Below are 13266 nucleotides of genomic sequence, written 5' to 3'. Positions count from 1 at the left end.
ATCAAGCGCTATCGAAAGGCGCGGCAACTAAACGCAGAACCTGTCTTATTACGCTCTCTGGTGAGAACGTAATGGGACAGGTTCCAGATAACTCAACGTATTAGATAGATAAGGAATACCCCCATGTCAGAACGTTTCCCAAATGACGTGGATCCGATCGAAACTCGCGACTGGCTACAGGCGATCGAATCGGTCATCCGTGAAGAAGGTGTTGAGCGTGCTCAGTATCTGATCGACCAACTGCTTTCAGAAGCTCGCAAAGGCGGCGTGAAAGTAGCGGCAGGTGCTGGGGCCAGCAATTATGTAAACACTATTGCCGTTGAAGATGAACCGGAATACCCGGGCAATCTGGAGCTGGAACGTCGTATTCGTTCTGCTATCCGCTGGAACGCCATCATGACCGTACTGCGCGCGTCTAAAAAGGACCTCGAGCTGGGTGGCCACATGGCATCCTTCCAGTCCTCCGCAACGGTGTATGATGTTTGCTTCAACCACTTCTTCCGTGCACGCAACGAACAGGATGGCGGCGATCTGGTTTACTTCCAGGGCCACATCTCTCCGGGCATCTACGCTCGCGCATTCCTGGAAGGTCGTCTGACTGAAGAGCAGATGAACAACTTCCGTCAGGAAGTACATGGCAAAGGCCTGTCTTCCTACCCGCACCCGAAACTGATGCCGGAATTCTGGCAGTTCCCGACCGTATCTATGGGTCTGGGCCCAATCGGTGCAATCTACCAGGCTAAATTCCTGAAATATCTGGAACACCGTGGCCTGAAAGATACCTCTAAACAAACCGTTTACGCCTTCCTGGGCGACGGCGAAATGGATGAGCCAGAATCTAAGGGTGCTATCACCATCGCGACCCGTGAGAAACTGGACAACCTGGTCTTTGTTATCAACTGTAACCTGCAGCGTCTTGACGGTCCGGTCACCGGTAACGGCAAGATTGTTAACGAACTGGAAGGCATCTTCGCGGGCGCTGGCTGGAACGTTATCAAAGTCATGTGGGGCGGTCGTTGGGATGAACTGCTGCGTAAAGATACCAGCGGTAAACTGATCCAACTGATGAACGAAACCGTTGACGGCGACTACCAGACCTTTAAATCCAAAGATGGCGCATACGTACGTGAGCACTTCTTCGGTAAATACCCGGAAACCGCAGCTCTGGTTGCTGACTGGACTGACGAGCAGATTTGGGCTCTGAACCGTGGTGGCCACGATCCGAAGAAAGTCTACGCTGCACTGAAGAAAGCGCAGGAAACCAAAGGCAAAGCAACTGTAATCCTGGCCCATACCATCAAAGGTTACGGCATGGGTGACACCGCCGAAGGTAAAAACATCGCTCACCAGGTTAAGAAAATGAACATGGACGGCGTGCGTTATATCCGCGACCGTTTCAACGTTCCTGTGACCGATGAGCAGGTTGAAAACCTGTCTTACATCACCTTCCCGGAAGGTTCTGAAGAGCACACTTATCTGCACGCTCAGCGTCAGAAACTGCACGGCTATCTGCCTGCTCGTCAGCCGAACTTCACCGAGAAGCTGGAACTGCCTGCTCTGGAAGACTTCGGTGCACTGCTGGAAGAGCAGAACAAAGAAATCTCCACCACTATCGCTTTCGTTCGTGCCCTGAACGTGATGCTGAAGAACAAGTCGATCAAAGATCGTCTGGTTCCGATCATCGCTGACGAAGCGCGTACTTTCGGTATGGAAGGTCTGTTCCGTCAGATCGGTATCTACAGCCCGAACGGTCAGCAGTACACCCCGCAGGACCGTGAGCAGGTTGCTTACTATAAAGAAGACGAGAAAGGTCAGATCCTGCAGGAAGGCATCAACGAACTGGGTGCTGGCGCATCCTGGCTGGCAGCTGCGACCTCTTACAGCACCAACGATCTGCCGATGATTCCGTTCTACATCTACTACTCCATGTTCGGGTTCCAGCGTATCGGTGACCTGTGCTGGCAGGCAGGCGACCAACAGGCTCGCGGCTTCCTGGTAGGGGGAACTTCTGGTCGTACGACGCTGAACGGCGAAGGTCTGCAGCACGAAGATGGTCACAGCCATATTCAGTCTCTGACTATCCCGAACTGTATCTCTTACGATCCGTCTTACGCGTACGAAGTTGCGGTCATCATGCACGATGGTCTGGAGCGTATGTACGGTGAGAAACAAGAGAACGTTTATTACTACATCACCACGCTGAACGAAAACTACCACATGCCGGCAATGCCAGCAGGTGCCGAGGAAGGTATCCGTAAAGGTATCTACAAACTCGAAACTCTCGAAGGTAAGAAAGGTAAAGTTCAGCTGCTGGGCTCCGGTTCTATCCTGCGTCACGTGCGTGAAGCAGCACAGATCCTGGCGAACGACTACGGTGTAGGTTCTGACGTTTACAGCGTAACCTCCTTCACTGAACTGGCGCGTGATGGCCAGGATTGTGAACGCTGGAACATGCTGCACCCGATGGAAACTCCGCGCGTTCCGTACATCGCTCAGGTGATGAACGATGCTCCGGCAGTGGCATCTACTGACTATATGAAACTGTTTGCCGAACAGGTTCGTACTTATGTACCGGCTGATGATTATCGCGTACTGGGTACTGACGGCTTCGGTCGCTCTGACAGCCGTGAAAACCTGCGTCACCACTTCGAAGTTGATGCTTCTTATGTGGTTGTAGCGGCCCTGGGCGAACTGGCTAAACGTGGCGAAATCGATAAGAAAGTGGTTGCTGACGCAATCATCAAATTCAACATCGATGCAGATAAAGTTAACCCGCGTCTGGCGTAAGAGGTAAAAGAATAATGGCTATCGAAATCAATGTACCGGACATCGGGGCTGATGAAGTTGAAATCACCGAGATCCTGGTCAAAGTGGGCGACAAAGTTGAAGCTGAACAGTCGCTGATCACCGTAGAAGGCGACAAAGCCTCTATGGAAGTTCCGTCTCCTCAGGCAGGTATCGTTAAAGAGATCAAAGTCTCTGTTGGCGACAAAACTGAGACCGGCAAACTGATCATGATTTTCGATTCCGCCGATGGTGCAGCAGCCGCTGCACCTGCTCCGGCAGAAGAGAAGAAAGAAGCAGCTCCGGCAGCAGCACCTGCTGCGGCAGCGGCGAAAGAAGTACACGTACCGGACATCGGCGGTGACGAAGTCGAAGTTACCGAGGTTATGGTTAAAGTGGGCGACACCGTTGCGGCTGAACAGTCTCTGATCACCGTTGAAGGCGATAAAGCGTCGATGGAAGTTCCGGCGCCGTTCGCGGGCACCGTTAAAGAGATCAAAATCAACACGGGCGACAAAGTGTCTACCGGTTCTCTGATTATGGTCTTCGAAGTTGCAGGCGCAGCGCCTGCTGCAGCACCGGCTCAGGCGGCAGCTCCAGCAGCAGCGGCGGCTCCGGCAGCTTCTGGCTCGAAAGAGGTTAACGTTCCGGATATCGGCGGTGACGAAGTTGAAGTCACTGAAGTGATGGTTAAAGTGGGCGATAAAATTGCCGCTGAGCAGTCACTGATTACCGTTGAAGGCGATAAAGCGTCGATGGAAGTTCCGGCACCGTTCGCGGGCACCGTGAAGGAAATCAAAATCAGCACCGGTGACAAAGTCAAAACCGGTTCTCTGATTATGATCTTCGAAGTTGAAGGCGCAGCACCAGCTCCAGCTCCAGCTGCCGCGGCTGCTCCAGCCTCTGCAGCTGCACCGGCTCAGGCTGCTAAACCAGCCGCAGCTCCGGCCGCGAAAGCGGAAGGTAAATCTGAGTTCGCTGAGAACGACGCTTACGTTCATGCAACGCCGCTGATTCGTCGCCTGGCGCGCGAGTTCGGTGTAAACCTGGCGAAAGTGAAAGGTTCTGGCCGTAAAGGTCGTATCCTGCGTGAAGACGTTCAGGCTTACGTGAAAGACGCTATCAAGCGTGCTGAAGCTGCTCCGGCAGCAGCAGGCGGCGGTATTCCGGGCATGCTGCCTTGGCCGAAAGTGGACTTCAGCAAGTTTGGTGAAATCGAAGAAGTGGAACTGGGCCGTATCCAGAAAATCTCTGGTGCTAACCTGAGCCGTAACTGGGTGATGATCCCGCACGTTACTCACTTCGACAAGACCGATATCACCGATCTGGAAGCGTTCCGTAAACAGCAGAACGCCGAAGCTGAAAAACGTAAACTGGATGTGAAATTCACGCCAGTGGTCTTCATCATGAAAGCCGTTGCCGCCGCTCTGGAACAGATGCCGCGCTTCAACAGCTCTCTGTCTGAAGACGGTCAGCGTCTGACCCTGAAAAAATACATCAACATCGGTGTTGCGGTAGATACGCCGAATGGTCTGGTTGTTCCGGTCTTCAAAGACGTGAACAAGAAGAGCATTACCGAGCTGTCTCGTGAACTGACCACCATCTCCAAGAAAGCGCGTGATGGCAAGCTGACCGCTGGCGAAATGCAGGGCGGTTGCTTCACCATCTCCAGCATCGGTGGCCTGGGTACGACCCACTTCGCGCCGATTGTGAACGCGCCGGAAGTGGCTATCCTCGGTGTCTCCAAGTCCTCTATGGAGCCAGTGTGGAACGGTAAAGAGTTTATGCCGCGTCTGATGATGCCGATTTCGCTCTCCTTCGACCACCGCGTAATCGACGGTGCTGATGGTGCGCGCTTTATCACCATCATCAACAACATGCTGTCTGACATTCGCCGCCTGGTGATGTAAGCGAAAAAGCCGGCCCGACGGCCGGCTTTTTTCTGGTAATCTCATGAAGTCAGTGAGGTTATTGTGCGAAAGACAAATCGGTTGCCGTTTGTTGTTTCAAAATTGTTAACAATTTTGTAAAATACGGGCGGATAGAACGACCCGGTGGACGACGGGTATAAATTAAGAGGTCATGATGAGCACTGAAATCAAAACTCAGGTCGTGGTACTTGGGGCAGGCCCTGCAGGTTACTCTGCTGCCTTCCGTTGCGCAGATTTAGGTCTGGAGACCGTCATCGTAGAACGTTACAGCACCCTCGGTGGTGTTTGTCTGAACGTCGGCTGTATCCCTTCTAAAGCGCTGCTGCACGTAGCAAAAGTTATCGAAGAAGCCAAAGCGCTGGCTGAACACGGTATCGTTTTTGGCGAGCCGAAAACCGATATCGACAAGATTCGTACCTGGAAAGAAAAAGTTATCACTCAACTGACCGGCGGTCTGGCGGGTATGGCCAAAGGCCGTAAAGTGAAAGTGGTTAACGGTCTGGGTAAATTTACCGGGGCAAACACCCTGGAAGTTGAAGGTGAAAACGGCAAAACCGTGATCAACTTTGACAACGCGATCATCGCGGCGGGTTCCCGTCCGATCGAACTGCCATTCATTCCGCATGAAGATCCGCGCGTGTGGGATTCCACCGATGCACTGGAACTGAAAACTGTTCCTAAGCGCCTGCTGGTAATGGGCGGCGGTATCATCGGTCTGGAAATGGGTACCGTGTACCATGCGCTGGGTTCAGAGATCGACGTGGTTGAAATGTTCGACCAGGTTATCCCGGCTGCCGATAAAGACGTGGTTAAAGTCTTTACCAAACGCATCAGCAAGAAATTCAACCTGATGCTGGAAACCAAAGTAACCGCCGTTGAAGCGAAAGAAGACGGTATCTACGTTTCTATGGAAGGCAAAAAAGCGCCTGCTGAAGCTCAGCGTTACGATGCAGTGCTGGTGGCTATCGGTCGTGTACCGAACGGCAAAAACCTCGACGCGGGCAAAGCTGGCGTGGAAGTTGATGACCGTGGCTTCATCCGCGTTGACAAACAGCTGCGTACCAACGTGCCGCACATCTTTGCTATCGGCGATATCGTCGGTCAGCCGATGCTGGCGCACAAAGGTGTTCACGAAGGTCACGTTGCCGCTGAAGTTATCGCCGGTAAGAAACACTACTTCGATCCGAAAGTTATCCCATCCATCGCATACACTGAACCAGAAGTTGCATGGGTTGGCCTGACTGAGAAAGAAGCGAAAGAGAAAGGCATCAGCTACGAAACCGCCACCTTCCCGTGGGCTGCTTCTGGTCGTGCTATCGCTTCCGACTGCGCAGACGGTATGACTAAACTGATTTTCGACAAAGAATCTCACCGTGTTATCGGTGGTGCGATTGTCGGTACCAACGGCGGCGAGCTGCTGGGTGAAATCGGTCTGGCGATCGAAATGGGTTGTGATGCTGAAGACATTGCGCTGACCATCCACGCGCACCCGACTCTGCACGAGTCTGTGGGCCTGGCGGCAGAAGTGTTCGAAGGTAGCATCACCGACCTGCCAAACCCGAAAGCGAAGAAAAAGTAGTCTTCCCGCTTTTGTGAAAACGCCTCTTCGGAGGCGTTTTTTTTGCCTGAAAGCTACCAGTTCTGGTAGTCATCTTATTGATATTTCCACTAAAAAAAATTGCGCAACTGCCGATACTTTTTTCGCCATTGTGTGGCTACTGGCCGCGCGGTTAAGAGGCTCTGGATTCTCTATTACACGAAAAAAGGAAATAACATGTCTTTAAAAAAAATCGCGGTTGTTGGCATGGTTGTCGCGACAATGACGCTGACTGGTTGTGGCGCGATGACCACCGCCGTTAAAAAACGTAATCTCGAAGTGAAAACGCAGATGAGTGAAACTATCTGGCTGGAGCCTTCCAACGAGAAGACCGTCTACATTCAGGTAAAAAACACTTCTGATAAAGACATGAGCAACCTGCAAACCCTGCTGGCAAACGACCTGTCTGCGAAGGGCTATAAAGTGACCAGTTCACCAGACAGCGCTTACTACTGGGTACAGGCGAACGTACTGAAAGCGGACAAAATGGATCTGCGTGAAGCTCAGGGCTTCCTGAAGACCGGCTATGAAGGGGCAGCGGTGGGTGCTGCGTTGGGAGCGGGGATCACTGCCTATAACAGCAACTCCTCCGGCGCGGCGCTGGGCGTTGGCCTGGCGGCGGGGCTGATCGGTATGGCCGCGGATGCCATGGTAGAAGACGTGAACTACACCATGGTCACTGACCTGCAAATCTCTGAGCGCAGCAAAGCGAAAGTGACAACGGATAACGTTGCCGCACTGCGCCAGGGCACGTCCGGTATCAAGCTGCAAACCAGCAGCGCGCAGGGCGATCGCGCAAAATACCAGACCCGCGTCGTGTCTAATGCCAACAAAGTGAACCTGAAGTTCGAAGAAGCGAAACCGGTTCTGGAAGCGCAGCTGGCGAAATCCGTCGCTAACATCCTGTAATCTCTCGTGAGTTGGCCGGAGGGGGGGCGCTTCCCCGGCCAAATCACTATTTGACTGGCATTCAGGGCGCTACGGGCTGCCAGTTTTTATCCAGATGATATGCGGTTAACGCCTCGGCTTTCTGCTGTGCATCAGCGCCGAGATCGGCCTGGTAGACTTTATCATCACCGTTAATCATAAAACTCATAACACCAGTGTGATCGTAGCTGACGGGCCAGGCAACCATCGCAAAGCCGCTGGTTTTATCGGGAAGGATACGGAAACGATAGCCGTGATAGCCCGTGCCAGGCTCTTGCGGACTAAAGGCCGGGCCAAGCGGGCTTGGCGCTTCGCCGGGCGAAACAGGCCAGTACAGACCATCTTTTTTCCCTTCAGAACTGACAATCTTTTGCGCGTATTTTTGGTTCATCGCAAAGTAGCTTTGCTGAGCATCAACATAGGCGTGTAATGCTTCAATAGCCGCAAGTTCGTTGCGCCCAATCTCACGGGTCAGGATCTCTTCAGCCGCTTCCTTGATATCAAATTGCCAGCCGGAAGCGGTTTTAACAACCGGGATCGGCAGTTGCCAGTCGCTGTCCCCGACCACCAGGTGCGCGCTATTGCCGTCGATGACGGTATTATGGCGGACCTTCCAGTCGCGCAGGAAGCGATCAACCGCATCAGGATCGACGCCTTCCGGTGGCAGAAACTCGCGCCAGTTTTCCCCGAGCAGGTTGTTCATCGCGCTTTCATTCTGCTCGCTTATCGCGGTTGCCAGGGCATCGGTCGCCTGGTCTGGTGTGCTGAAGGATTGCTGTGCCATCGCGGTGGTCGAAACCATGAATAACACCATTCCACTGAGTAGTTTATTTTTCATGTCGCTTCCCTTAACGATGACGGAATTCACGGTGTTCAGCACGGTCGCCGGATAGCTGGCGAGATGGCTGATTGCGGGCGACCTGCCTGCTTTGAGCCCCTCGCTGCTGCTGCGCCTGCCAACTGGCGGAGCGACTGTCGTTGCCGCTCAGCGCATTGGCCCGCGGTTGGCTGGTCCGTTGTTGAAGATTGCGTTGCTGCGCTGGTTGCGTGACCCGTTTCTCTTGTCGCTGAGTGGCGGCCTGGCGAGGTTCATGTTGCTGAGTGTTTGCCCGTTTTGCCGTTTGCGGTTTGCTATCGTAACCACGGTAGTTATTACGCTGGGAAATTTGCTTTAGCTGTTGGCTGGATGCCTGACGCTGGGCGTCTTTCGTTCCCGTACGCGCCGTCTGGGGGAAGGTTTTCCCCGTTGATTTTTCCATCTGGCTCAACGCTGCCTGACGCTGGCTATCACGGTTGACCGGTCTTTGCTGGGTTGAGCTTAGGCCCGTGGCCGTGTTAGTGGAGTGGAAGCGGTTATTGAGCTGGCTATTAGGGTACGGCACCCCTTCGCGATAGGCCGGGTTGTGCTGCCAGGTACGGTTGGCATCCGTCAGACGCTGTCCACTGATTTTATTGAAGTTATCAACGTTGATATTGATGTTGTTATCACCGTTGCGGTTATAGCCGCCATGGTTATCCCAGTCATCGTTATGATGGTGATCCCAGTCATCGTCGTCATCCCAGTCAATATTGCTGAAAATGGCATAAGTTGTGGCGACGCCGAGGCTGAAGCCTAAACCGTTAACGAAGCTGTTGCCAAACTGCTCGCCGGGCGTTGGCGGTAGATAGGTTGGCGGATAGGCGGTGTTCGGCCAGGTACCGTAAACCGTATTTGGGTTATAGGTGGGAACGTAAACTACCTGCGGGTCGGCGGATTCAATTTTGATTACCGTTGGGCTTGCTGAGGCGGCGGTCGTGGCTGTTGTGGTCGTTGACTCGCTGGTGACGGTTTTAGCCGGTGCAGCTTTGACCACGGTAGTAACGGTCTGCTGCGGTGTTGATTGTAACGCTCCGGTCTGTTGCGCCAGCGCACGCAGGCGTTGAACGGAATCCATAACCTCTTTCGGCTGCGCAAGGAATGCATCGCCCAGGCTCTGTACCCACGGCGGATTTTCACCCATCAGCGACATCAACTGCGGAAACGCCACCAGCGATTTTACGCTGGGATCCCAGGGTTGGCTGGCAACGGCCTGAATGGCGGCATCACCCTGCATTTTGGGATTGTCTTTTGACCACTGCGCGGCCTGGATGACGTTGGCCGGGTAGGTTGAGGCCATCAAAATTTGCGACAGCAGTGAATCCGGATAGAGCGCGATAGGCGCAACCCACTGATCGATTTGTGCCGATGTGTACGTAGGGGCTGCGGTGGGCGCTGGTTGATCGGCCGGGGCAGGGGCCGCTACGGGAGCTGGAGCCGGTGCGGACGGTTGCTGTGCGACGGGGGCTGGAGTTACTGGCTCCGTTGCGCGACTTTTAACGAACATCACGCCAGAGGCGGCAAACAGCCCGGCACTGCACAGAAGGACAAGCAGATGTGGCTTAAAGGGCAACTTCATAAAATGACTCCAACGAGACAAGCGCTGTGCCGTGAGGCGTTCTGTTGCCGCGAGTATTATTCACCCGTGTTAGATAGTTTTGACTTTTATTGGGGATTCACCCGGCAGGTCCGGAAAAAGAGTGTGAAGATTTATTACACAATTATATCTGATGGCTGAAAAATCGCTGGAATATTCAGCATGTCGCGCTTGAAAATCAACCATTTTACATCGTTTTTAGGGAGCCTAAATTACGCCCCGCCTTGTCGCTACACCATTCTTAACGATTCAGCCAATTTTTTATGTTGCTTTTTTGTAAACGGATTAACACTTAATGAAAATCCTGTTATTGTGCCTTACGCGGTACCGGGCATTTACCCTACTAACTACTGTCTCACAGGAGCGTGAAGAGAATCGCCCATCTACAAAAGCGCCGCATTATGACAATGAGAGCGAGGAGATATCGTCGTGCTAGAAGAATACCGTAAGCACGTAGCTGAGCGTGCTGCCCAGGGGATTGTGCCAAAACCGTTAGACGCAACCCAAATGGCCGCACTTGTCGAGCTGCTGAAGACCCCGCCTGTGGGCGAAGAAGAATTCCTGTTAGACCTGTTGATCAACCGCGTTCCTCCTGGCGTAGATGAAGCCGCTTATGTTAAAGCGGGTTTTCTCGCTGCCGTCGCGAAAGGCGACACCACCTCCCCGCTGGTGACTCCAGAAAAAGCCATTGAACTGCTGGGCACCATGCAGGGTGGTTACAACATTCATCCGCTGATCGACGCGCTTGACGACGCGAAACTGGCGCCGATTGCCGCCAAAGCGCTCTCTTCAACGCTGCTGATGTTCGATAACTTCTACGATGTAGAAGAAAAAGCCAAAGCGGGCAACGAATATGCGAAGCAGGTAATGCAGTCCTGGGCCGATGCCGAATGGTTCCTGAACCGTCCTGCTCTGGCTGAAAAAATCACCGTTACCGTGTTTAAAGTGACGGGTGAAACCAACACCGATGACCTCTCTCCGGCACCGGACGCATGGTCTCGCCCGGATATCCCTCTGCACGCGCTGGCGATGCTGAAAAACGCCCGTGAAGGTATCGAACCGGACCAGCCGGGCGCGGTAGGCCCGATCAAACAGATTGAAGAACTGCAGAAAAAAGGCTACCCGCTGGCTTATGTGGGTGACGTTGTTGGTACCGGCTCTTCGCGTAAATCTGCAACCAACTCCGTACTGTGGTTCATGGGCGATGATATCCCTCATGTACCGAACAAGCGCGGCGGCGGTCTGTGTCTCGGCGGCAAAATTGCACCTATCTTCTTCAATACCATGGAAGATGCGGGCGCACTGCCAATCGAAGTGGACGTTTCGAACATGAACATGGGCGACGTGATTGACGTTTACCCGTTCAAAGGAGAAGTGCGTAACCATGAAACCGGCGAATTGCTGGCAAGCTTTGAGCTGAAAACTGATGTGCTGATCGACGAAGTGCGCGCTGGTGGCCGTATTCCGCTGATCATCGGTCGTGGCCTGACCACCAAAGCGCGCGAAGCGCTGGGACTGCCGCACAGCGACGTATTCCGTCAGGCGAAAGACGTGGCGGAAAGCAGCCGTGGCTTCTCTCTGGCGCAGAAAATGGTGGGCCGCGCCTGCGGCGTGAAAGGTATCCGTCCGGGCGCGTACTGCGAACCGAAGATGACCTCCGTGGGTTCTCAGGATACCACCGGCCCGATGACCCGTGATGAACTGAAAGACCTGGCGTGCCTGGGCTTCTCTGCTGACCTGGTGATGCAGTCCTTCTGTCACACTGCCGCGTATCCAAAGCCGGTTGACGTGACCACGCACCACACTCTGCCGGACTTCATCATGAACCGTGGCGGCGTGTCGCTGCGTCCGGGCGATGGCGTAATCCACTCTTGGCTGAACCGCATGCTGTTGCCGGATACCGTCGGCACCGGCGGTGACTCCCATACTCGTTTCCCGATTGGCATCTCCTTCCCGGCGGGTTCTGGCCTGGTGGCGTTTGCTGCTGCGACCGGCGTGATGCCGCTGGATATGCCGGAATCCGTTCTGGTGCGTTTCAAAGGCAAAATGCAGCCGGGGATTACCCTGCGCGATCTGGTACACGCCATTCCGCTGTACGCGATCAAACAGGGTCTGCTGACCGTTGAGAAGAAAGGTAAGAAAAACATCTTCTCTGGCCGCATCCTCGAAATCGAAGGTCTGCCGGATCTGAAAGTGGAGCAGGCGTTCGAACTGACCGATGCCTCCGCTGAACGTTCCGCTGCCGGTTGTACCATCAAACTGAACAAAGAGCCGATCGTTGAGTATCTGAACTCTAACATCGTTCTGCTGAAGTGGATGATCGCTGAAGGTTACGGCGATCGCCGTACGCTGGAGCGTCGTGTGCAGGGGATGGAAAAATGGCTGGCGGATCCGCAATTGCTGGAAGCCGACGCTGACGCAGAATACGCGGCGGTGATCGACATCGATCTGGCGGATATCAAAGAGCCAATCCTGTGTGCACCGAACGATCCGGACGACGCGCGTCTGCTGTCTGACGTGCAGGGCGAGAAGATCGATGAAGTCTTCATTGGCTCCTGCATGACTAACATCGGCCACTTCCGTGCGGCGGGTAAACTGCTGGATGCACACAAAGGCCAGTTGCCGACGCGTCTGTGGGTGGCTCCGCCAACCCGTATGGATGCGGCGCAGCTGACCGAAGAAGGCTACTACAGCGTGTTTGGTAAGAGCGGTGCGCGTATTGAGATCCCAGGCTGTTCGCTGTGCATGGGTAACCAGGCGCGTGTGGCTGACGGCGCAACGGTGGTTTCGACCTCTACCCGTAACTTCCCGAACCGTTTAGGTACCGGGGCGAACGTCTACCTGGCTTCTGCGGAGCTGGCGGCGGTTGCGGCGCTGATTGGCAAACTGCCGACGGCGGAAGAATATCAGACCTATGTGGCGCAGGTTGATAAGACGGCGGTGGATACTTACCGTTATCTGAACTTCGACCAGCTGTCTCAGTATACTGAGAAAGCCGATGGTGTGATTTTCCAGACCGCGGTGTAATACGCTAACGCGATTTGTGTAAAAACGCATCAATGCCCGGAGAAGTCTGCTTCTCCGGGCATTTTTATTTCTATTCCTTATACCCGCTACGCTTTTTTTCTGCCGCGCTGCTGCGATAATTACAGCAAGGCGCAATGCGGTATTGGCGCATTGCCGGGAGCAGAGGAAGACATTATGGATTACGAATTTCTGCGCGATATTACCGGAGTGGTAAAAGTGCGTATGTCCATGGGCCACGAGGTGGTGGGGCACTGGTTTAACGAAGAAGTGAAAGAGAACCTGGCCTTACTTGATGAAGTGGAACAGGCGGCGCATGCGGTGAAGGGCAGTGAGCGCTCCTGGCAGCGAGCAGGGCATGAATACACGCTCTGGCTGGATGGTGAAGAGGTGATGGTGCGTGCCAATCAGCTGGAATTCTCCGGAGATGAAATGGAAGAGGGGATGAGCTACTACGACGAAGAGAGCTTTTCACTTTGCGGCGTAGAGGACTTTCTTCAGGTCGTGGCGGCGTACCGCGAGTTTGTACAACAACGCTAATCAACGCGGA

At 54.0% G+C, this 13266-nt stretch carries 8 protein-coding genes; 6 read left to right on the top strand and 2 right to left on the bottom strand.

The genetic code is table 11. The features are described from left to right. Positions 1–123 precede the first annotated feature (123 nt). The 4 genes from aceE to traT all read left to right on the top strand — a co-directional run bounded on the left by aceE (position 124) and on the right by traT (position 7221). A complete protein-coding gene (gene aceE, locus GFC06_RS00425; RefSeq protein WP_016151717.1) occupies positions 124–2787 on the top strand; it encodes a pyruvate dehydrogenase (acetyl-transferring), homodimeric type in 2664 nt (887 codons plus the stop codon). Between the two features lie 14 nt (positions 2788–2801). Continuing rightward, on the top strand, positions 2802–4694 hold the full coding sequence (aceF, locus tag GFC06_RS00420) for a pyruvate dehydrogenase complex dihydrolipoyllysine-residue acetyltransferase (protein WP_153689718.1): 1893 nt from the start codon (positions 2802–2804) through the stop codon (positions 4692–4694). Positions 4695–4869: 175 nt separating this feature from the next. Next, complete coding sequence (gene lpdA / locus GFC06_RS00415) at positions 4870–6294, top strand: dihydrolipoyl dehydrogenase (RefSeq protein ID WP_003018686.1); 1425 nt, start codon at positions 4870–4872, stop codon at positions 6292–6294. A 195-nt stretch (positions 6295–6489) separates the two neighbouring features. Then, positions 6490–7221 carry a conjugal transfer complement resistance protein TraT gene (gene traT, locus GFC06_RS00410; RefSeq protein WP_153689717.1) on the top strand — a complete coding sequence of 244 codons (732 nt, stop codon included), beginning with the start codon at positions 6490–6492 and terminating at the stop codon, positions 7219–7221. A gap of 61 nt (positions 7222–7282) precedes the next feature. Here traT and GFC06_RS00405 read toward each other — a convergent pair whose 3' ends face one another. Together GFC06_RS00405 and GFC06_RS00400 are read right to left on the bottom strand one after the other, a co-directional pair. Then, the gene (locus GFC06_RS00405) at positions 7283–8077 is read right to left on the bottom strand and encodes a DUF2950 family protein (protein WP_047499851.1); all 795 of its coding nucleotides are present in this window, start codon (positions 8075–8077) and stop codon (positions 7283–7285) included. A 10-nt stretch (positions 8078–8087) separates the two neighbouring features. After that, the gene (locus tag GFC06_RS00400; RefSeq protein ID WP_153689716.1) at positions 8088–9674 is read right to left on the bottom strand and encodes a DUF3300 domain-containing protein; all 1587 of its coding nucleotides are present in this window, start codon (positions 9672–9674) and stop codon (positions 8088–8090) included. A 447-nt stretch (positions 9675–10121) separates the two neighbouring features. Here GFC06_RS00400 and acnB point away from each other — a divergent pair, with 447 nt between their 5' ends. Beyond that, positions 10122–12719, top strand: a complete 2598-nt coding sequence (acnB, locus tag GFC06_RS00395; RefSeq protein ID WP_016151723.1) for a bifunctional aconitate hydratase 2/2-methylisocitrate dehydratase — start codon at positions 10122–10124, stop codon at positions 12717–12719. Between the two features lie 174 nt (positions 12720–12893). Beyond that, positions 12894–13256 carry a protein YacL gene (yacL, locus tag GFC06_RS00390; RefSeq protein ID WP_075847966.1) on the top strand — a complete coding sequence of 121 codons (363 nt, stop codon included), beginning with the start codon at positions 12894–12896 and terminating at the stop codon, positions 13254–13256. Positions 13257–13266 lie beyond the last annotated feature (10 nt).

Source organism: Citrobacter braakii (genome assembly GCF_009648935.1).
Lineage (GTDB): Bacteria > Pseudomonadota > Gammaproteobacteria > Enterobacterales > Enterobacteriaceae > Citrobacter > Citrobacter braakii.
The sequence above is the reverse complement of the archived record's forward strand: the minus strand, read 5'-3'. Positions and strand labels throughout refer to the sequence as shown.

Excerpts from the sequence above, each read along its gene's own strand:
- yacL (WP_075847966.1), top strand. The coding sequence starts at position 12,894 with ATGGATTACGAATTTCTGCGCGATATTACCGGAGTGGTAAAAGTGCGT.
- aceE (WP_016151717.1), top strand. The coding sequence starts at position 124 with ATGTCAGAACGTTTCCCAAATGACGTGGATCCGATCGAAACTCGCGAC.
- GFC06_RS00405 (WP_047499851.1), bottom strand. The coding sequence starts at position 8,077 with ATGAAAAATAAACTACTCAGTGGAATGGTGTTATTCATGGTTTCGACC.
- aceF (WP_153689718.1), top strand. The coding sequence starts at position 2,802 with ATGGCTATCGAAATCAATGTACCGGACATCGGGGCTGATGAAGTTGAA.
- lpdA (WP_003018686.1), top strand. The coding sequence starts at position 4,870 with ATGAGCACTGAAATCAAAACTCAGGTCGTGGTACTTGGGGCAGGCCCT.
- GFC06_RS00400 (WP_153689716.1), bottom strand. The coding sequence starts at position 9,674 with ATGAAGTTGCCCTTTAAGCCACATCTGCTTGTCCTTCTGTGCAGTGCC.
- traT (WP_153689717.1), top strand. The coding sequence starts at position 6,490 with ATGTCTTTAAAAAAAATCGCGGTTGTTGGCATGGTTGTCGCGACAATG.